At 64.5% G+C, this 21,211-nt stretch carries 17 protein-coding genes and 2 tRNA genes; 10 read left to right on the forward strand and 9 right to left on the reverse strand.

What is annotated here, in order from left to right:
- Positions 1-314 precede the first annotated feature (314 nt).
- Complete coding sequence (locus AC5Y21_RS19645; RefSeq protein ID WP_499914874.1) at positions 315-1,538, forward strand: N-acetylmuramoyl-L-alanine amidase; 1,224 nt, start codon at positions 315-317, stop codon at positions 1,536-1,538.
- Between the two features lie 186 nt (positions 1,539-1,724).
- Here the strand turns inward: AC5Y21_RS19645 and AC5Y21_RS19650 are convergent, their stop codons facing one another.
- The 9 genes from AC5Y21_RS19650 to rpmH form a co-directional block, all read right to left on the reverse strand.
- Complete coding sequence (locus AC5Y21_RS19650; RefSeq protein ID WP_499914875.1) at positions 1,725-2,483, reverse strand: acetyltransferase; 759 nt, start codon at positions 2,481-2,483, stop codon at positions 1,725-1,727.
- Between the two features lie 296 nt (positions 2,484-2,779).
- Positions 2,780-3,772: a ParB/RepB/Spo0J family partition protein gene (locus tag AC5Y21_RS19655; RefSeq protein WP_499914876.1), complete on the reverse strand. Its 993-nt coding sequence runs from the start codon at positions 3,770-3,772 to the stop codon at positions 2,780-2,782.
- Entirely contained in the window at positions 3,769-4,767 is a 999-nt protein-coding gene (locus AC5Y21_RS19660) for a ParA family protein (protein WP_499914877.1), read from the reverse strand. Before AC5Y21_RS19660 ends, AC5Y21_RS19655 begins: the two co-directional genes overlap by 4 nt.
- Positions 4,764-5,435 (reverse strand): 16S rRNA (guanine(527)-N(7))-methyltransferase RsmG, encoded by a 672-nt coding sequence (rsmG, locus tag AC5Y21_RS19665; RefSeq protein WP_499914927.1) that lies wholly within the window; start codon positions 5,433-5,435, stop codon positions 4,764-4,766. Before rsmG ends, AC5Y21_RS19660 begins: the two co-directional genes overlap by 4 nt.
- A 131-nt stretch (positions 5,436-5,566) precedes the next feature.
- Entirely contained in the window at positions 5,567-6,181 is a 615-nt protein-coding gene (locus AC5Y21_RS19670; RefSeq protein WP_499914878.1) for a Jag family protein, read from the reverse strand.
- Positions 6,182-6,224: 43 nt separating this feature from the next.
- Positions 6,225-7,361 (reverse strand): membrane protein insertase YidC, encoded by a 1,137-nt coding sequence (gene yidC / locus AC5Y21_RS19675; RefSeq protein ID WP_499914879.1) that lies wholly within the window; start codon positions 7,359-7,361, stop codon positions 6,225-6,227.
- A complete protein-coding gene (yidD, locus tag AC5Y21_RS19680; RefSeq protein ID WP_499914880.1) occupies positions 7,342-7,620 on the reverse strand; it encodes a membrane protein insertion efficiency factor YidD in 279 nt (92 codons plus the stop codon). Before yidD ends, yidC begins: the two co-directional genes overlap by 20 nt.
- Positions 7,621-7,637: 17 nt before the next feature.
- Positions 7,638-8,000: a ribonuclease P protein component gene (gene rnpA, locus AC5Y21_RS19685; protein ID WP_499914881.1), complete on the reverse strand. Its 363-nt coding sequence runs from the start codon at positions 7,998-8,000 to the stop codon at positions 7,638-7,640.
- Between the two features lie 23 nt (positions 8,001-8,023).
- Entirely contained in the window at positions 8,024-8,167 is a 144-nt protein-coding gene (gene rpmH, locus AC5Y21_RS19690; protein WP_073880743.1) for a 50S ribosomal protein L34, read from the reverse strand.
- Between the two features lie 583 nt (positions 8,168-8,750).
- Here rpmH and dnaA point away from each other — a divergent pair.
- The 9 genes from dnaA (at position 8,751) to AC5Y21_RS19735 (ending at position 21,190) form a co-directional block, all read left to right on the forward strand.
- Positions 8,751-10,289 (forward strand): chromosomal replication initiator protein DnaA, encoded by a 1,539-nt coding sequence (dnaA, locus tag AC5Y21_RS19695; protein ID WP_499914882.1) that lies wholly within the window; start codon positions 8,751-8,753, stop codon positions 10,287-10,289.
- A gap of 474 nt (positions 10,290-10,763) precedes the next feature.
- A complete protein-coding gene (dnaN, locus tag AC5Y21_RS19700; RefSeq protein WP_499914883.1) occupies positions 10,764-11,960 on the forward strand; it encodes a DNA polymerase III subunit beta in 1,197 nt (398 codons plus the stop codon).
- Positions 11,961-13,103 carry a DNA replication/repair protein RecF gene (gene recF, locus AC5Y21_RS19705; RefSeq protein ID WP_499914884.1) on the forward strand — a complete coding sequence of 381 codons (1,143 nt, stop codon included), beginning with the start codon at positions 11,961-11,963 and terminating at the stop codon, positions 13,101-13,103.
- A 32-nt stretch (positions 13,104-13,135) separates the two neighbouring features.
- Positions 13,136-13,687, forward strand: coding sequence for a DUF721 family protein (locus tag AC5Y21_RS19710; RefSeq protein WP_499914928.1), 552 nt, complete (start codon positions 13,136-13,138; stop codon positions 13,685-13,687).
- Positions 13,688-13,929: 242 nt separating this feature from the next.
- Complete coding sequence (gyrB, locus tag AC5Y21_RS19715; protein ID WP_499914885.1) at positions 13,930-15,963, forward strand: DNA topoisomerase (ATP-hydrolyzing) subunit B; 2,034 nt, start codon at positions 13,930-13,932, stop codon at positions 15,961-15,963.
- Between the two features lie 34 nt (positions 15,964-15,997).
- Positions 15,998-19,777 carry an intein-containing DNA gyrase subunit A gene (gene gyrA / locus AC5Y21_RS19720; RefSeq protein WP_499914886.1) on the forward strand — a complete coding sequence of 1,260 codons (3,780 nt, stop codon included), beginning with the start codon at positions 15,998-16,000 and terminating at the stop codon, positions 19,775-19,777.
- Positions 19,778-19,897: 120 nt separating this feature from the next.
- Positions 19,898-20,827: a DUF3566 domain-containing protein gene (locus tag AC5Y21_RS19725; protein ID WP_499914887.1), complete on the forward strand. Its 930-nt coding sequence runs from the start codon at positions 19,898-19,900 to the stop codon at positions 20,825-20,827.
- Between the two features lie 65 nt (positions 20,828-20,892).
- Positions 20,893-20,966, forward strand: a tRNA-Ile gene (locus tag AC5Y21_RS19730).
- A 151-nt stretch (positions 20,967-21,117) separates the two neighbouring features.
- Positions 21,118-21,190, forward strand: a tRNA-Ala gene (locus AC5Y21_RS19735).
- Positions 21,191-21,211 lie beyond the last annotated feature (21 nt).

The following is a 21,211-nucleotide window of genomic DNA, read 5'->3' on the forward strand; positions in this document are numbered from 1 at the left end:
GGGCGCCGCCATTCGATACAGCGGCGATCGCAAGCGCGGCGGCGCCGGGCGCTGGGGGTACCCCCGCGAAGCTGGGGGACGGGTCGCCGCCATCGAGAATCGCGGCGATCGCGAGCGCGGCGAGGCCGGGCGTTGGGGTACCCCCGCGAAGCTGGGGGACGGGTCGCCGCCATCGAGAATCGCTGAGTCTGATTCGCCGCACCACACGCTCGGTTAGCCTGGGGTTTTCCGAAAATCCGCAAGGATCTGCGACAATACCGGCTAACAGTTGTGCATTGGTTAGCGAGATCAGGTCGTCCCGGAGGGCCCTTGGTATGTCGAGTCCGCGCCGCGAAGCCGGCGACGCGCTGCGCGCTGGCGACCGTAGCGCCGCTGTTACCGAGATTCGGGCTGCGCTCGCCGCGCTGGGAATGCTGGACAACACCGACGAGGATCTGACCACCGGCAGGCATGTCGCGTTCGACGTGTTCGACGCCGAGCTCGACCAGGCGGTACGTGCCTTCCAGCAGCATCGCGGACTACTCGTGGACGGCATCGTCGGCGAGGCCACCTACCGGGCGCTGAAGGAGGCCTCCTACCGGCTCGGCGCCCGCACTCTGTATCACCAGTTTGGTGCGCCGCTCTACGGCGACGACGTGGCCACGCTGCAGGCCCGGCTGCAAGACCTCGGTTTCTACACCGGTCTGGTGGACGGCTACTTCGGGCTGCAGACCCACAACGAGCTGATGTCCTACCAACGTGAGTACGGGCTCGCCGCCGACGGTATCTGTGGCCCGGAAACGTTGCGCTCCTTATACTTTCTGAGTTCGCGGGTCACCGGTGGTTCGCCGCACGCCATCCGCGAGGAGGAGCTGGTGCGGCGATCCGGCCCGAAACTGTCTGGTAAGCGGATCATTATCGATCCGGGCCGCGGGGGCGCCGACCACGGCCTGATCACCCAAAGTCCGGACGGCCCCATCAGCGAATCAGATGTGTTGTGGGACTTGGCCAGTCGCCTTGAGGGCCGGATGACCGCCATCGGTATGGAGACATTTCTGTCCCGGCCGACGAATCGCAGCCCGTCCGACGCCGAGCGGGCGGCCACCGCCAACAACGTCGGCGCCGACCTCATGATCAGCCTGCGCTGCGAATCCCAGGGCAGCCCCTCGGCCAACGGCGTGGCCTCGTTTCACTTCGGCAACTCGCACGGTTCGGTCTCCACCATCGGCCGCAACCTCGCCGACTTCATTCAACGAGAAGTGGTGGCCCGCACCGGTTTACGGGACTGCCGCACCCATGGCCGGACGTGGGACCTGCTGAGGCTGACCCGGATGCCGACCGTTCAGGTCGACATCGGCTATATCACCAACCCCCGCGATCGCGGGATGCTGGTCTCGACGCAGACCCGCGACGCCATCGCCGAAGGTATTCTCGCCGCGGTGAAACGCCTGTATCTGTTGGGCAAGAACGATCGCCCCACTGGCACATTCACTTTCGCCGAATTGCTGGCTCACGAATTGTCGGTGGAACGGGAACGGGCCAGTCGGAGCGGTTCGTAACGTTCCGGAGCGTGGCCGCTTGGTTGGCCATGCGTTTCCGCATGAGTCCCATCCGTCACAGCATGTCGGGCGTGTGCAATTTCGTCCACCTCCGAGCGATAACCGTTGCGCGGCAAGCCAATTGTCGCTTGGAGGTGGACAACAAGACACAAGTCTCTTCTCCGGTGACGGGAGTGACTGGTGTGTTCAGCTGCGCAAAGCGCTAACCTTGAAACAGCCCGTGGTGGCCGTCGACCCCGCCCCGACCGGTTGTTGCAGTTGAGCATTCGCCAGCAGGCGCTCCAGCGCGGCCTCGACTTCGGCCTTCCATCCCAAACCCTTGTCGAGCTCCAGCCGCAGCCGCGGAAAGTACGGGTGTGGTGCAACCACAACGAAACCCATGTCCTGCAGAAAGTCCGCATCGATGATGCAGTGGTCCACCGAACAGTCGCCCAGCGCCTCCAGCACCGGCCGCACGTCGGCACCCACCGCGCGCGGGTCCTGCAATTCGGAGGCCGCCGACGTGCGGCCGAAAGCCTCCAGCGCGCGAACTCCGCGCCGGACCAGCTCGTCGATCACGCGGGCGATCAGGCTGCGCGGCAGGTCGTCGGCGGCCGGCCCGGGCTCGATACCCATCGACGTCAGCAACACCGCATCCGCGGACACCGGCGCGGTGGGAAACCGGTGTGCCCGCGGTACCGCCCCCGGCGGAGCGTAGAGGACATACCCCAAGCAGGGCGGCTCGGCCTTGCTGCGCTCGTCGGGGACGGCCGTCGCAACCTGGCCGCATGAACCCCATTCCAGCATCACCATCGACAACCACGCCTCTTTCTCGAATTCGGGATCGGCGAGGTGGTCGTGGTTACCGAGGGTCGCGGGGTCTACCTCCCAGAAGACACAGCGGCGTGCGTGCTTGGGAAGCTGCTCGAAGGCTTCGAGCAGCAGCGGTGTGATTCGAGCAGACACTAGTCTCCTGGCCTCCGTGCGGTACTGCGGCCCGGCTGCCCCCAGGCCGGGCTGCACCGGCAACCTCTCCAGGATAGGAGAGTTTCTCGGCATCGGGCCAGTTTTATCGCCGCCACGCGCGATCCCCCACCCGAACGATCTCCGCACCTATCCCCTGGCGCGCCAACGCCGCTACCGGGATGACGAAATGGCTTGATGCACACCGGGTCTCGGTTGGATAGCGGCTTCTGACGCGCCTGCCACGGGAGGCAAAACCGACTCAGTGTCACAGTGACGTAATTACAGGGTATGCCCGGTCACACCTTGGATGCGGTCATCATGTCGATGATGCGTTGCAGATCGTCCACCGAAGCGAACTCCACCACAATCTTCCCCTTGCGTTTGCCGAGGGTGACGGTCACGCGGGTGTCGAAGGCGTTCGACAGTCGTTCAGCAACATCTTGCAGGCCCGGCATCTGAATCGGCTTGCGCCGCGGATGCGCGGGCTTGGCCGTTCCACCTCGGTTGGCCTCGTGATTAGCGACCGTGACGGCCTCCTCGGTGGCCCGCACCGACAATCCCTCGGCGACGATCCGGCCGGCCAGTTCCTCCTGAGCGTCGGGGCCGGCCTCCAAGGACAGCAGCGCCCGGGCGTGACCGGCGGACAGCACGTTCGCCGCCACTCGGCGCTGCACCGGGATGGGCAGCTTGAGCAACCGGATCATGTTGGTGATCAGCGGACGCGACCTACCGATGCGAGCCGCCAGTTCGTCGTGGGTGACCCCGAATTCGTCGAGCAGCTGCTGGTAGGCCGCCGCCTCTTCCAAGGGGTTCAGCTGGACCCGGTGGATGTTCTCCAGCAGGGCGTCGCGCAGCAGATTGTCATCGCCCGTCTCCCGCACAATGGCCGGGATGGTGGCCAGGCCGGCTTGCTGAGCCGCCCGCCAGCGCCGCTCCCCCATCACGATCTGGTAGCGCGCGCCGCTCTGCGACCCGCTGACCGCCCGCACCACGATCGGCTGCAATAGGCCGAACTCGCGGATGGAGTGAACCAGCTCGGCTAGCGCGTCGTCGTCGAACACCTGCCGGGGCTGGCGGGGATTGGCCTCGATGTCACCCGGTGCGATCTCCCGGTAGACCGCACCGATTGCCGCGGCCTCCGGCGACGGCCCCCCAATGACGACATCGGCTGCCGCGGAGCCCATCCTTGGGCCGAGCGTCGGCCGGCCCTCGGAATCGGTGGGCCCGGTGGGAATTAGCGAAGCCAGCCCACGGCCCAGGCCGCCTTTCCTGCGTGACGGCTGCGTCATGGTCGTCCCTTCGCGGATGGTGGTCGATCGCGCTCGGCGAGTTCCCGGCTTGCGTCCAGGTAGCTCATCGCCCCGCGTGAACCGGGATCGTAATCGATGATCGTCATGCTGTAGCCCGGGGCTTCCGAGACCTTGACGCTACGCGGGATGACGGTGCGCAACACCTTGCTTCCGAAGTAGCGGCGCACCTCCGCGGCCACCTGATCGGCGAGCTTGGTCCGGCCGTCATACATGGTCAGGATGACGGTGGTCACCTCGAGTTGCGGGTTGAGATGGGCCTTCACCATCTCAATATTGCGCATAAGCTGTGACACTCCCTCCAACGCGTAGTACTCGCACTGGATCGGGATCATCACCTCGGGCGCGGCGACCAGGGCATTGATCGTCAACAGCCCGAGCGACGGCGGGCAGTCGACGAAGGCGTAGTCGAAGTCCAGCTTGTCGAGTTGGGCCAGGGCGGTGCGCAACCGATTCTCCCGCGCCACCATGCTGACCAATTCGATTTCGGCTCCCGCGAGGTCGATGGTGGCCGGCACGCAGAACAGCCGCTCGCTGTGCGGGCTGCGCCGCAGCGCGGTCTGTAGCGGGACTTCGCCGAGGAGGACCTCGTACGACGAGGGCGTGCCCGATTGCCGGTCGGTGATGCCGAGCGCCGTGCTCGCGTTGCCCTGCGGGTCCAGGTCGATGACGAGGGTCTTGAGTCCCTGCACGGCCAGTGCGGCGGCGAGGTTGACCGCGGTCGTCGTCTTGCCCACGCCACCCTTTTGATTGGCGATGGTGAACACCCGCCGGTGCGGTGGCCGCTGCAGCGGCTCGTGCACGGTGTGCAGCACCCGCATCGCGCGCTCCGCGGCGGCTCCGATCGGGGTGTCGTGTTCGGTCGATGTTTCACGTGAAACATTCGCGGCCACGCCCGGGGTCGGGCCCTGTGCGGCCGGTGCGGCTTCGTGCGGCACTTCGTGTGTCGTCGCTGTCGGCACCCGTGGGGACGTCATTGTGATGACCTGTTCGCCGTTCGCGCCGGCCGCGTTTGTTTCCCGCGTCGCGCCGACACCACGGTTGCGGGCGGAGCCAAATAGTTCACGCCACATGTCACCACCCTGACATCCACCGCTCCTGCCGCCGACATCACACGCCGGTGCTCCTGGACTTCGTCGTGAGCGCGTTCTCCCTTGATCGCGAGCATCGTGCCCTCCTGTCGTAGCAACGCCATACTCCACTTCGTCAACTTGTCCAGCGCCGCCACCGCACGGGATACCGCGACGTCCCTGCCTCCGATGCGGTCGCGCACCCAACGCTCCTCGGCGCGGCCGCGCACCACTTCGACTGGCAACCCGAGTTCGGCGACCACCTCGTGCAGGAACTCACTACGGCGCAGCAGCGGTTCGAGGAGAACCATCTCGACGTCCGGACGCGCGATCGCCAGGGGCAACCCCGGCAAGCCGGACCCGCTGCCGATGTCCACTACCCGGTCGCCGGGCTCGAGAAGCTCCGCGATCGCGACGCTGTTGAGGAGGTGACGCTCCCACAGCCGGCCCACCTCATGCGGTCCGAGCAATCCGCGTACGACCCCGTCGCTCGCAAGGATGTCTGCGTAGCGCCGCGCGAGGTCGAGTTTCGCCCCGAACACCTCGGCCGCCGCGTCGGGCGCAGCGCCGGCCATCGCCGTCGTCGCCCGCTCGCAAGAGCCGCCATGTTTCACGTGAAACATTCCTTTATTCTTCTGGGGGGCTTCCGGCTGGCCCTTCCGGAGGCTTCTGCTGCAGCCGCGGGGAGAGCGTAATCCAGTCGCGGTCAGTCGCGCAGGACGACAACCCGCCGGGACGGCTCCGCGCCTTCGCTTTCGCTACGGACGCCGGCCACCGCCGCCACGGCGTCGTGGACGATCTTTCGTTCGAACGGCGTCATCGGAGAGAGCTCTTCGCGCTCACCGGTGTCCAGCACCCGCCGCGCCACCTTGTCACCCAGCGCGGCCAATTCGTCGCGGCGCCGACGCCGCCAGCTCGCGATGTCGAGCATCAACCGGCTACGAACGCCCGTCTTCTGGTGCACCGCCAAGCGGGTAAGTTCCTGCAGGGCGTCGAGCACCTCGCCGGTCCGGCCGACCAATTTGTTCAGGTCGTCGCTGCCGTCGATGCTCACCACCGCACGGCTACCCTCGACGTCCAAGTCGATGTCGCCGTCGAAGTCGAGCAGATCCAACAACTCTTCCAAGTAGTCGCCGGCGATCTCCCCTTCGGCGACCAAGCGCTCCTCCAGGTCGTCGGCCTCGCCCTCGTCGGCGTCGGCTTCGTCGACTGGGGTGTCAGGGGTTACTGCCGTCGTCGCGTCATCCGCAACCTCCCCGGCAACCTCCTCGGCCGCCAGGTCGGTATCAACGTCGCGCTCGGTGGTGTCGGCGTCGGTCATGGCTTTGTCTCCCTTGCCTCTCGTCTGTCTTGTCGGGCCCAGGTCAGCGTTTGCGCTTTTTCGGTCGCGCGCCTGGACGCGGCGTTCGGTTGCCCGGGCTGTTGTTCCGTGCGGTTGGGCTCGGCTTCTTCGCGGGGGCCGCGGGGGCTCTGGACGCCTCGGCCACTTGCCCGTCAGGGGTCTCCGAGTCGGACTCGGCTTTCTCGTCGGCAACGGTGGTTTGTCCGTCGACCGTCGCCGGCGACGTTTTGGCTGGGCGTTTCGGCTTGGCCCCCGGCGGCGGTGCGTTGGCTGCCCGGCGCGCGATGGCTTCCTGCTTCTTGGCCTCGTCCTCTTTTTCGATGATGCCGAACACGTAGTGCTGCTGGCCGAACGTCCAGATGTTGTTCGAGACCCAGTACAAGATGATCGCCAATGGCATCGGGAAGAAGATCGGCCCAACCAATACACCGAGCGGAAAGAGGTACAGCGCAAGCTTGTTCATCATTGCGGTCTGCGGGTTGGCGGCCGCCTCCGGGCTCTGTCGCGCCACCGACGCCCGGCTGTTGAAGTACGTCGCTATGCCGGCCAGGATCATCACCGGCAGGCTGACCGCGATCAACGCGCCCCGGTCGAAATGGCTGAACGCGTCCAGCCCGGTCGTCTGTCTGATCGCCGCGCCGATCGGCGCCCCGAACAGGTTCGCGTCCAGGAAGTGCCCCACGTCCTTCGCGCTGAACACGTAGTTGCCCAGGCTGCGGTTCTGATCGACGGACAGGCCCATCCGGCCGATGCCGGACTGTGTCCGGTTGAACGACATCAGCACGTGGTACAGCCCCAGGAATACCGGGATCTGCGCCAGCATCGGCAGGCAGCCCAGGATCGGATTGAACCCGTGTTCGCGCTGCAGCTTCTGCATTTCCAGCGCCATGCGCTGACGGTCCTTGCCGTACTTCTTTTGCAGCGCCTTGATCTGCGGCTGCAGTTCTTGCATCTGGCGTGTGGTGCGGATCTGACGCACGAAGGGCTTGTACAGCAGTGCACGCAACGAGAACACCAGGAACATCACCGACAGCGCCCACGCGAAGAAGTTCGACGGACCCAGCACCGCGGCGAACAGCTTGTACCAAAGCCACATGATCCCCGACACGGGGTAGTAGACGAAGTCGAGGCTGAAAGGATCAAACGACAAAAGACTCACTCCTGAGGTTTGCGCGGTGCGCATCGCATTCGCCGCGCTCTGGTATCGGATCCCATCCACCCCGATGCCACGGTCCGCACTTGGCGAGTCTGGCCGCGGCCAGCCAACTCCCCCGAATCACGCCGTACTCGCTCAGCGCATCGACGGCGTACTGGCTACAGGTCGGAACAAAGCGGCACGATGCCGGCCGCAACGGCGAAATCATGTGCCGGTAAAGCTGAATCAGGTAAATCAGGCCGCGCGCCGCGGGCCCGGCCATCCCCCTAAAAAAGCCCCTCACCGGGAGGCTCCCGCCAGCTCGAACGCACGCCGCAAGCCGGCTCGCAATTGTTGTTCCAGCCACGCCGAGGACACGTGCCGACTGCTCGGCAGCGCCCGGATGACCACCTGGTCGGATGGATGGAGGTCGTCCAACATGGTTTGCGCGACATGTCGCAGTCGGCGTGCCACTCGGTGCCGCTCTACGGCCGAACCCACCGGCTTGGCGATGATCAGTCCCACCCGCGGGCCTTTGCCCGCGTGCTGACCACTGCAGCGTCGAACGTGCACGATGACGTCGGGCTGCACGGTGCGCATCCCGTATTTCACCGTCTCGTCGAACTCGGTTGACCGCCTCATGCGGTTATGTGCGGGAAGCACCGCCCACGGACCCGGTGTTGCGATCAGGCAGACAGCGCGCGCCGGCCCTTGCGCCGGCGGCTGGACACGATCGAACGCCCGGCGCGGGTGCGCATCCGCAGACGGAAACCATGCACGCGGGCTCGGCGCCGGTTGTTGGGCTGGAAGGTCCGCTTGCCCTTGGCCACGGCGTTCTCCTCGTTGTAGCTGGCTCGAGTATCCGAGCCATCCGGCCGCACGCACTTTGCAACTGTGTTGGTCCGCAGGGCGCCCGGGATCGGTTGGGGCTTGTCTTGCTACTGGCCGGCGCGGTCCCCAAGCTGTCATTTCGGTGTCAGTCTGGGTCGCAGCCGTATCGCCGACTTTCGGGCGACTTTTTGAGGGTACTGACGTGTGTTCGCCGGGTCAAACCTGGCCTCCCCCAACGCACGACCTGCATTGGCAGCCAACCCAACCCACGCCCGGCGAACACAATCGAAATGAACCTTGCCGTAATGGCGCGAAACTGTTGGCAGCCGAACAGAAAACTGTTAGCTTCGGTCTCGGACTGGAGCGGCGGTCGACAACCAAGCAAGGATGGCAGAACGACGAGCGCCTAGACGACCCGCACGGGTTGTCCCCAGAACGGAGTTCGTAAGCCGTCGCCGCGAGGCAGCGGCTAGTTTATGATCCTCCTGTCCACAGCTGTGGATAAGCATGTGGACAGTTGTTCCGGTCACCAAAAGCGGTTGTACTCGACCCTAAATTTGCGAGAACCAGGGAGATGCGTCGTTGACCGATGATCCCGGTTCGGGTTTCACGAAGGTGTGGAACGCGGTCGTTTCCGAGCTCAACGGCGAGTCAGATCCGGACGACGGCACCAGTAACGGCGCAGCGTTTGTCCCACCGCTGACTCCCCAGCAAAGAGCCTGGCTCAACCTCGTCCAGCCACTGACCATCGTGGAGGGCTTTGCTCTTCTGTCGGTGCCCAGCAGTTTCGTGCAAAACGAGATCGAACGTCACCTGCGCACGCCGATCACCGACGCGCTGAGCCGCCGGCTGGGACAGCAGATCCAATTGGGCGTGCGCATCGCGCCGGCCGGTGAGAACGACGTCGACGACACCGCCTTCTCCTCCGCCGAGGTCTTCCCACCAGTCGACGAGTTCGGCACCGACGCCGGCCTCGACAACGACCTGGACAGCGACGAAGCCTACGAAAACGGTGAGACGCTCGGCAGCAGCCACCAGAGCTGGCCGACCTACTTCACCAAGCGTCCCGCCGAATCCGGCAACGGCAGCGGAACCAGCCTCAACCGCCGCTACACCTTCGAGACGTTCGTCATCGGCGCCTCCAACCGGTTCGCTCACGCGGCCGCGCTGGCGATCGCCGAAGCACCGGCGCGTGCCTACAACCCGCTGTTCATCTGGGGCGAGTCGGGCCTGGGCAAGACGCACCTGTTGCACGCCGCCGGCAACTACGCACAACGGCTCTTCCCCGGCATGCGGGTCAAATACGTCTCTACCGAAGAGTTCACCAACGACTTCATCAACTCGCTGCGTGACGACCGCAAGGTCGCGTTCAAGCGCAGCTACCGCGACGTCGACGTGCTGCTCGTCGATGACATCCAGTTCATCGAGGGCAAGGAAGGTATTCAGGAAGAGTTCTTCCACACCTTCAACACGTTGCACAACGCCAACAAACAGATCGTCATCTCCTCCGACCGCCCACCCAAACAGCTCGCCACCCTCGAAGACCGGCTGCGGACCCGCTTCGAGTGGGGGCTGATCACCGACGTGCAGCCCCCGGAGCTGGAAACACGCATCGCCATCCTGCGCAAGAAAGCACAGATGGAACGGCTCGCGGTCCCCGACGACGTCCTTGAACTGATCGCCAGCAGCATCGAACGCAACATCCGCGAGCTCGAGGGAGCCCTCATTCGGGTCACCGCGTTCGCCTCGCTGAACAAGACTCCGATCGACAAAGCGCTGGCCGAGATCGTTCTTCGAGATTTGATCGCCGACGCCAGCACCATGCAGATCAGCGCGGCGACCATCATGGCCGCCACCGCCGAATACTTCGATACCACGGTCGAGGAGCTGCGCGGGCCGGGTAAGACCCGCGCATTGGCTCAGTCACGGCAGATCGCGATGTACCTGTGCCGCGAGCTCACCGACCTGTCGCTGCCCAAGATCGGCCAGGCGTTCGGGCGAGACCACACCACGGTCATGTACGCCCAGCGCAAGATTCTGTCCGAGATGGCGCAGCGGCGCGAGGTGTTCGATCACGTCAAAGAGCTCACCACCCGCATTCGTCAGCGCTCCAAGCGCTGATTCGGACCCTCACCCGCAGCATTTTTTTCAAAAAACTTCTCGCTCCCCCGTCACACCAGTCACATCAATGCGCTGTGTACGAGGCTGTGCACACACGCGGTAAACAACCCGTAACCACTCGCAGGCCCGTGCACATCCGGACCTCGTCCCCAGCGGCCCAACATGAACCGCACAGCCGCCGAGGCCGTCATCCACAACCCCGCCACTCCCCTAGCTGCGCGAAGACCCAACTGTCCACAGCATGCACAGCCCTTAATACTGTTACTTCAATCTCTTCGTCATTTCTTCTTTGAAGAACAGGCCTGGGGACGCGCGGCTGAACGGCTCTCACACGGGCCTTGGTTGCCCGGTTGTCACCCTTGCCGTTTAGCTTTCAAGTTGGGGCCAGAAGCTTTACGGTTGTTCTTCGACTGCTTACCGAGAACTTTGCGGTTTGGCTAGTCACTCAACTCGAACTCATGGTGAAGGGACGCTATGGACGCGGCGACGACGAGAGCCAACCTCACCGACTTGAAATTTCGTTTGGTCCGAGAGTCCTTCGCCGACGCCGTGTCCTGGGTGGCAAAGAATCTGCCCACCAGGCCCGCGGTGCCGGTGCTCTCCGGCGTGCTGCTGACCGGCTCGGAAGACGGTCTGACAATCTCGGGATTCGACTACGAGGTGTCCGCCGAGGCGCAGGTTGCAGCTGAAATCGCTTCTCCTGGAAGCGTTTTGGTATCCGGCAAGTTGTTGTCCGACATCGCCCGGGCGTTGCCGGACAAACCCGTCGACTGTTACGTCGACGGCAATCGGCTGTCCTTGACCTGCGGCAGTGCCAAGTTCTCCCTGCCCACGATGGCGGTCGAGGATTACCCCACGCTGCCCACGCTGCCCGACGAGACCGGTACCTTACCTGCGGATTTGTTCGCCGAGGCGATCAACCAGGTTGCCATTGCGGCCGGCCGCGACGACACGTTGCCCATGTTGACCGGCATTCGGGTGGAAATTTCGGGGGACACGGTGGTGTTGGCCGCCACCGATAGGTTCCGTCTGGCGGTGCGTGAACTGACTTGGTCGGCGTTGTCGCCTGACATCGAGGCCTCGGTGCTGGTGCCGGCGAGGACGTTCGCAGAAGCGGCCAAGTCGGGCATGGACGGTTCGGAAGTTCGGCTGTCGTTGGGCGCTGGCACGGGAGTGGGCAAGGACGGCCTGCTTGGCATCAGCGGCAACGGTAAGCGCAGCACCACCCGGCTGCTGGATGCGGAATTCCCGAAGTTCCGGCAGCTGTTGCCGGCCGAGCACACCGCGGTGGCCACTATCGACGTCGCCGAGTTGACCGAGGCCATCAAGCTGGTGGCATTGGTGGCGGATCGCGGTGCGCAGGTCCGCATGGAATTCGGCGATGGCATGTTGCGGCTGTCGGCGGGAGCCGACGACGTGGGCCGTGCCGAAGAAGATCTTGCCGTGGACTTTGCCGGAGAACCGCTGACGATCGCGTTCAACCCGACGTATCTGACCGACGGGCTCGGATCGGTGCATTCCGAACGGGTGTCGTTCGGTTTCACCACGCCTGGCAAGCCCGCTTTGCTGCGTCCGGCCTCCGAAGAAGACCACCCGACCGGTAACGGCCCCTTCGCCGCGCTGCCAACGGATTACGTCTACCTGTTGATGCCGGTCCGGTTGCCGGGTTAGGTGTACGTCCGGCATTTAGGACTGCGCGACTTCCGGTCCTGGGCGCACGCCGACCTCGAACTGCATCCGGGCCGGACGGTGTTCGTCGGTCCGAACGGTTTTGGTAAGACGAATCTGGTTGAAGCACTGTGGTATTCGGCTACGCTTGGCTCGCATCGGGTCGGGACCGACGTGCCGTTGATCCGGGCCGGCGCGGACCGGGCGGTGGTGTCGACGATCGTGGTGAACGAGGGCCGCGAATGCGCGGTCGACCTGGAGATCGCCGCCGGGCGGGCCAACAAGGCGCGATTGAACCGCTCGCCGGTGCGCAGTACCCGCGAGGTGATCGGGGTTTTGCGGGCAGTGCTGTTTGCTCCGGAAGATTTGGCGTTGGTGCGCGGCGATCCCTCGGAGCGGCGGCGCTATCTGGACGAGCTTGCGACGCAGCGGCGCCCGGCGATCGCCGGGGTGCGCGCCGATTACGACAAGGTCTTGCGGCAGCGCACGGCCCTGTTGAAATCGTTGTCCGGGGCACGCCATCGCGGCGATCAAAGTGCCTTGGACACCCTTGACGTCTGGGACAGCCGGTTGGCCGAGCACGGCGCTGAATTGATGGCTGCTCGCATCGCGTTGACCAACCAGCTGGCGCCGCAGGTGGAGAAGGCCTACCAGCTGTTGGCACCGGGGTCGCGATCCGCCTCGATCGGCTACCGCGCCAGCCTGGATATCGGGACCGACCCGGAGGCCGAACGGGATTATCTCGAGGCGGCGTTGCTGGCCGGGTTGTCGGCACGTCGTCCCGCTGAATTGGAACGCGGCATGTGTCTGGTCGGGCCGCATCGTGACGACTTGGAGTTGCGGCTCGGCAATCAACCCGCCAAAGGCTTTGCCAGCCATGGGGAATCGTGGTCGTTCGCGGTGGCGTTGCGATTGGCCGCATACGAGTTGTTGCGCGCCGACGGCGGTGACCCGGTGCTCTTGCTCGATGACGTCTTCGCTGAACTCGACACCGCCCGCCGCCGTGCGCTGGGCGCGGTGGCCGAGTCCGCGGAGCAGGTGCTGGTAACCGCGGCGGTGCTGGAGGACCTGCCGGCCGATTGGGATGCTAGACGGGTGCCGATCGAGATGCGTGACGATGATTCCGGACGGATGTCGGTGGTGTAATCGTGACCGATCGCGACGATGTGTTAGGCGATGTGCTTGGCGAGGGATCGCAGCCTGCGGAACAGCCAAGCGAGCTGGCGGGTATCGACTTGGTGCGCCGGACCCTCGAAGAAGCACGGGCGGCGGCCCGCGCGCAGGGCAAGGACTCTGGACGGGGCCGCGCGTCGTCGCTCACACCACGCCGCGTCGCAGGCCAGCGGCGCAGCTGGTCGGGCCCGGGGCCCGATTCGCGTGACCCGCAGCCGCTGGGCAGGTTGACCCGTGACCTGGCGAAAAAACGCGGCTGGTCCGCGCAGGTGGCCGAGGGCACGGTTCTGGGTCAGTGGCGGTCGGTGGTCGGTCAGCAGATCGCCGACCACGCCACGCCGACCGGCCTGAACGATGGCGTGCTCAGCGTGGCGGCTGAATCGACGGCGTGGGCGACCCAGTTGCGGATGATCCAGGCCCAGCTGTTGGCCAAGATCGCCGCGGCGGTCGGCAACGGTGTAGTGACGTCGTTACGCATCACCGGGCCGGCTGCACCGTCGTGGCGAAAGGGGCCACGGCACATCGCCGGGCGGGGCCCGCGCGACACCTACGGGTAGGAACCTTGGGGCGCGCCGCGACGTCATACCATAGCGGGCTCAGAGCCGCCAGAACGAAACGGATTCCCTCGGCAAACGTCGGGACGCGACCTGAACGGAGATGTCAAGCGCACGGCGCAATCAGATAGGTGGAAACGCGCCCAGAAAATCGGTGCTGACGGTCGCTCACGGTAGAGTGGACGAATGCGACCGCTGCGGTGACTGAACCGCTCGCATGCAACCCCAAGGAGAACATTCCGACCGTGGCTGCCCAGAGGAAGAAGCCCCAAGCCAACTACGGCGCCGAACAAATCACCGTCCTCGAGGGTCTTGAGGCCGTCCGCAAACGTCCGGGCATGTATATCGGGTCCACCGGCGAGCGTGGTTTGCACCATCTCATCTGGGAGGTGGTCGACAACTCGGTCGACGAGGCGATGGCCGGCTATGCCAGTCAGGTCGACGTGCGCCTGCTCGATGACGGCAGCGTCGAGGTCATCGACAACGGACGGGGCATTCCGGTCGCCATGCACGCAACTGGCGCCCCCACCGTTGACGTGGTGATGACCCAGCTGCACGCCGGCGGCAAGTTCGGCGGTGAGAACAGCGGCTACAACGTCAGCGGTGGTTTGCACGGTGTCGGTGTGTCAGTGGTCAACGCGCTGTCGACCCGGCTGGAAGTCGATATCAAACGCGACGGGCACGAGTGGTCGCAGTTCTATGACCACGCTGTGCCCGGAACCCTCAAACAGGGTGAGGCGACCAAAAAAACCGGGACCACCATCAGGTTTTGGGCCGATCCGGAAATCTTCGAAACCATCGAGTACGACTTCGAGACCGTGGCGCGTCGGCTCCAGGAGATGGCGTTTCTCAACAAGGGTCTGACGATCAATCTGACCGACGAACGGGTAGAGCAGGACGAGGTTGTCGAGGAGGTCGTCAGCGATACCGCCGAGGCACCCAAGTCGGCCGAGGAGAAGGCCGCCGAAGAGACTGCGCCGCATAAGGTTAAGCACCGCACGTTCCACTACCCCGGCGGCTTGATGGACTTCGTCAAGCACATCAACCGCACCAAGAGCCCTATCCAGCAGAGTGTCGTCGCCTTCGAGGGAAAGGGCGACGGCCACGAAGTCGAAATCGCGATGCAGTGGAACGGCGGATATTCGGAATCGGTGCACACCTTCGCCAACACCATCAACACCCACGAGGGCGGTACCCACGAAGAGGGTTTCCGCAGCGCGCTCACGTCGGTGGTGAACAAGTACGCCAAGGACAAGAAGCTACTCAAAGACAAAGATCCCAACCTCACCGGCGACGACATCCGCGAGGGTTTGGCCGCGGTGATTTCGGTGAAGGTGAGCGAACCGCAGTTCGAGGGTCAGACCAAGACCAAGCTGGGTAACACCGAGGTCAAGTCGTTCGTGCAGAAGGTCTGCAACGAACAGCTCACGCACTGGTTCGAAGCCAACCCGACCGAAGCGAAAACCGTTGTGAACAAGGCGGTGTCGTCGGCTCAGGCCCGCATCGCGGCGCGCAAGGCACGAGAGTTGGTGCGCCGCAAGAGCGCTACCGATCTTGGTGGACTACCCGGTAAGCTGGCCGACTGCCGTTCGACCGACCCGCGAAAGTCCGAACTGTATGTGGTGGAAGGCGATTCGGCTGGCGGCTCGGCCAAGAGTGGCCGCGACTCGATGTTCCAGGCGATCCTGCCGCTGCGCGGCAAGATCATCAACGTCGAGAAGGCCCGCATCGACAGAGTGCTGAAGAACACCGAAGTCCAGGCCATCATCACCGCGTTGGGCACCGGGATTCACGACGAGTTCGACATCACCAAGTTGCGCTACCACAAGATCGTGCTGATGGCCGACGCCGATGTCGACGGCCAGCACATTTCAACTTTGTTGTTGACCTTGCTGTTTCGCTTCATGCGGCCGCTCATCGAGAACGGACACGTGTTCCTGGCGCAGCCGCCGCTGTACAAGTTGAAGTGGCAGCGCTCCGATCCGGAGTTCGCCTACTCCGACCGTGAACGCGACGGTCTGCTGGAGGCCGGACTGAAGGCCGGCAAGAAGATCAACAAGGAAGACGGCATCCAGCGCTATAAGGGTCTGGGTGAGATGGACGCTAAAGAGTTGTGGGAAACGACGATGGACCCTTCGGTGCGGGTGCTGCGTCAAGTGACCCTCGACGACGCCGCCGCCGCCGACGAGTTGTTCTCCATTCTGATGGGCGAGGACGTTGACGCCCGCCGCAGCTTTATCACACGCAATGCCAAGGATGTTCGTTTCCTGGACGTGTAACCAGGCCGCGTTCGACCAAGCGACTGAGGAATAGATGACTGACACCACGCTGCCACCGGGGGACGAACCCGTCGATCGGATAGAACCGGTCGACATCCAGCAGGAGATGCAGCGCAGCTACATCGATTACGCGATGAGCGTGATCGTGGGCCGCGCGCTGCCCGAGGTGCGCGACGGACTCAAGCCAGTGCACCGCCGGGTGCTGTACGCCATGTACGACTCCGGGTTCCGGCCGGACCGCAGCCACGCGAAGTCGGCGCGTTCGGTGGCCGAGACGATGGGCAACTACCACCCGCACGGCGATGCGTCGATCTACGACACCCTGGTGCGGATGGCGCAACCGTGGTCGCTGCGTTATCCGTTGGTCGATGGCCAAGGCAACTTCGGCTCGCCGGGCAACGACCCACCAGCGGCGATGCGCTATTGCCTCTCCGGGGATGCATTGGTGCGGTTGCCGTTTGGGCAATCAGTTCGGATTGGCGATGTGGTCGCGGGTGCGACGCCCAATTCGGATAACCCGGTCGACCTCAAGATCCTGGACCGCCATGGCAATCCGGTCGTAGCCGATCGGTTGTTTCATTCGGGCGATCATCAGACCTATACGGTGCGCACGGCCGAAGGTTATGAAGTCACCGGCACCGCGAACCACCCGTTGCTCTGCCTTATCGATGTCGGTGGTGTCCCGACGCTGTTGTGGAAGCTGATCGAAGAGGTCCGGCCCGATGACCATGTCGTGTTGCAGCGCACCCCGCCGGTGGAGTTCGGGCCGGCGGACTGGCACGACGTGATGGAAGCGCTCTTGTTGGGAGCATTCATCAGCGAGGGCTACGTATCCGAGACGCGCGCCGGATTTAACAACCTCGACCGCGACTACTTCGACATGGTCGTCGGTGCGTACGACGCGGTCGTCGGTGGGCGGCGTTACGTGTCCTCGCGGACGATCGCCTCCGGGTCGATATTGCACGAGCTTGATATCCACAACCTCGCCGAACTCCGGAAGACACGGCTTGGCAACGTGTGCGGGCAACGATCGGCGGACAAGTACGTGCCAGAGTGGCTGTGGCACTCCCCTGCCGCCATCAAGCGCGTGTTCTTACAGGCACTCTTCGAGGGCGATGGATCCTGCTCTGCCCTGCCGCGGAACACCATTCAAATCTCCTACTCGACTCTTAGTCAGCGGCTGGCTCGAGACGTGCAGCAGATGCTGTTGGAATTCGGTGTGGTGTCCCGCCGGTACCGGCATGCCGTCGGCGAGTATAAGGTGGTCATCACCAATCGCGCCCAAGCCGAATTATTTGCGACACAAATCGGTTTCGGTGGCGCTAAGCAGCAAAAGCTCGTCGGCATCCTGTCATCCATGCCGCCGTGTGCCGGAATGGACAGCGATCACGTTCCGGGCCTCGCGCGCTTTATCCGCAAGCACAGTGGTAGCCGCTGGGTCGATAAGGATTGGCTCAACCGCCATAATATCGACCGCATTCAGCGTTGGCGTATCCGCGGCGACGAAATCCTTTCGCACATCGCCGATCCCGATGTCCGCGCCATCGCCACAGACCTCACCGACGGCCGGTTCTACTACGCACGCGTCGCCTCGGTCACCGAAGCCGGCGTGCAGTCGGTATACAGCCTGCGCGTCGACACCGAAGACCACGCATTTCTGACCAACGGATTCGTCAGCCACAACACAGAGGCACGCCTGACTCCGTTGGCAATGGAGATGCTGCGTGAAATCGACGAGGAGACAGTCGATTTCATCCCGAACTACGACGGGCGAGTGCAGGAGCCCACGGTACTGCCCAGCCGCTTCCCCAACCTGCTGGCCAACGGCTCGGGCGGCATTGCGGTGGGCATGGCGACCAACATCCCGCCGCACAACCTGCGCGAGCTGGCCGAGGCCGTTTTCTGGGCGCTGGACAACTACGACGCCGACGAAGAGGCGACGCTGGCCGCCGTCATGGATCGGGTCAAAGGCCCCGACTTCCCCACCTCTGGGCTGATCGTCGGATCCCAGGGCATCCACGACGCGTACAAGACCGGCCGCGGTTCCATTCGGATGCGCGGAGTTGTTGAGGTAGAAGAAGATTCGCGCGGCCGGACCTCGCTGGTCATCACCGAGCTGCCCTATCAGGTCAACCACGACAACTTCATCACCTCGATCGCCGAGCAGGTGCGCGACGGCAAGCTGGCCGGCATCTCCAACATCGAAGATCAGTCCAGCGACCGGGTAGGCCTGCGCATCGTCGTCGAGATCAAGCGCGATGCCGTCGCCAAGGTCGTGCTCAACAACCTCTACAAGCACACCCAGCTGCAGACCAGCTTCGGCGCCAACATGCTGTCGATCGTCGACGGGGTGCCGCGCACGCTGCGCCTGGATCAGATGATCCGCTACTACGTCGAACATCAACTCGACGTCATCGTCCGGCGCACCACCTACCGGCTGCGCAAGGCCAACGAACGGGCCCACATTCTGCGCGGGCTGGTCAAAGCGCTCGACGCGCTGGACGAAGTCATCGCGCTGATCCGGGCGTCGGAAACCGTCGACATCGCCCGGGCCGGACTGATCGAACTGCTCGACATCGACGAAATCCAGGCCCAGGCCATCCTGGACATGCAGCTGCGACGGCTGGCCGCACTGGAACGCCAGCGCATCGTCGACGACCTGGCCAAGATCGAAGCCGAGATCGCCGACCTGGAAGACATCCTGGCCAAACCCGAGCGTCAGCGCGGCATCGTGCGCGACGAACTCGGCGAGATCGTCGAAAAGCACGGGGACGCCCGTCGTACCCGGATCATCGCGGCAGACGGCGAGGTCAGCGACGAGGACCTGATCGCCCGCGAGGACGTCGTCGTCACCATCACCGAGACCGGATACGCCAAACGCACCAAGACCGACCTGTACCGCAGTCAGAAGCGCGGCGGAAAGGGAGTTCAGGGTGCCGGCCTGAAGCAGGACGACATCGTCCGGCACTTCTTCGTCTGCTCGACTCACGACTGGATCCTGTTCTTCACCACCCAGGGCCGGGTGTACCGGGCCAAGGCCTACGAGCTGCCGGAGGCGTCCCGCACGGCGCGGGGCCAGCACGTCGCCAACCTGCTGGCCTTCCAGCCCGAGGAGCGCATCGCCCAGGTCATCCAGATCAAGAGCTACGAGGATGCCCCCTACCTGGTGCTGGCCACCCAGAACGGCCTGGTCAAGAAGTCCAAGCTGACCGACTTCGACTCCAACCGCTCGGGCGGAATCGTGGCGATCAACCTGCGCGGCGAAGACGAACTGGTCGGGGCGGTGCTGTGCTCGGCCGACGATGACTTGCTGCTGGTGTCGGCCAACGGCCAATCGATCAGGTTTTCGGCCACCGACGAGGCGCTGCGGCCGATGGGCCGCGCCACTTCCGGTGTGCAGGGCATGCGCTTCAACACCGACGACCGGCTGCTGTCGCTGAACGTCGTCCGTGAGGGCACCTACCTGCTGGTCGCGACGTCTGGCGGGTACGCCAAACGGACCGGGATCGAGGAGTACCCGGTGCAGGGCCGCGGTGGCAAGGGCGTGCTGACTGTCATGTACGACCGTCGGCGTGGCAGGCTGGTTGGGGCGTTGATAGTCGACGACGACAGCGAGCTGTATGCCATCACCTCAGGGGGCGGTGTGATCCGGACGGCGGCCCGCCAGGTCCGCAAGGCGGGACGGCAAACCAAGGGCGTTCGCTTGATGAACTTGGGCGAGGGCGACACACTGTTAGCCATCGCACGCAACGCCGAAGAAAGCGGCGACGAGAATGGCGGGGAAACCGACGGTGCGGAGGAGTCGGGTAAGTAAGCTGCACCCGGACGACGATGCGGGCCACGACGCGGCCCGGGGTAGTTCGGTTTCAGCCCGGCCAGGAATAGTGCGACTGCACTGCCCAGGCTGGCCTGGGTACACAGGTTAGGAGTCTGGGTGAACTCACCGAACGAGTCGGGCTCCCCCAAACAGAGCGACAACGCGAATGGGGATGGTTCGGTCGAGCGCACCGGTACACACCGGGCGACGTCGGAACCGACCGGTCGCAGCGCGGATACCGGAGACTCGCCACCGTGGCAGCGCGGTGCCACCCGCGCATCCAAGCCGAGTCGAGCCGCATCCGAAGCAGCCGAGCCGAGGTCGTCGAGCCCGCCTAGCGGGATCGACGCACGACTGAACCGCTTTATATCCGGCACCTCGACCGGCTCACCCGCGCACGCGACGAACGAAACCCGCGAATTCGACGCCGCACCGGCTCGTGGCGACGGGCCGCCGGCCGAGGCCTACGCCAGCGAGTTGCCCGATCTGTCCGGGCCGCTCCCCCCGCCGCGTAAAACCGCCTCCGACCGCGCTGCGGATACTTCCGCGACGTCTGCCACAGGCCGGGCGAGGACCACGGAAAGCCGGGAGGCCCGCGAAGCCCGGGAGGTCCGGGAGGCTCGCGAAGCCCGCGAGGGCAAGGACACCAGGGAATCTCGGGTTCAGGTATCGCGTCGGACCAGGGGTCCGGTGCGGGCCAGCATGCAGATCCGCCGGATCGATCCGTGGAGCACCTTGAAGGTGTCGTTGGTGCTCTCGGTGGCGTTGTTCTTCGTCTGGATGATCGCGGTGGCGTTCCTCTACCTGGTGCTCGGCGGCATGGGCGTGTGGGCCAAACTCAACAGCAACGTCGGTGACCTGCTGAACAACACCAGCGGCAGCGCCGGTGAACTGGTCTCCAGCGGGACCATCTTCGGCGGCGCAGTCCTGATCGGCCTGGTCAATATCGTCCTGTTGACCTCGATGGCGACGATCGCGGCGTTCATCTACAACCTGGCCACCGACCTGATCGGCGGCATCGAAGTAACCCTCGCCGATCGCGACTAGTCGCGCTGCTTTTGGGAGTGGGGAGACGATTGCGGTAATCTCGTCGCTCGGTCGTACGCGCGTACGGGCCTATAGCTCAGGCGGTTAGAGCGCTTCGCTGATAACGAAGAGGTCGGAGGTTCGAGTCCTCCTAGGCCCACAACCATGTGCTCGTCAAGACGTTGTGTGAGGCTCGCATTGCTGCTGGCAGCGCTCGCTGTGGTGGCGGCGGTAGTGCGGTCACGACGCGGTGTCGAGGTGTGGCATGTGGCGGCAACGGACACACCCGATGACTCACCCCGTGACAACGAGGGGCCTTAGCTCAGTTGGTAGAGCACTGCCTTTGCAAGGCAGGTGTCAGGGGTTCGATTCCCCTAGGCTCCACTTTTTGGCTCCGCTTTTTGG

Source organism: Mycobacterium sp. NGS41, assembly GCF_059812725.1.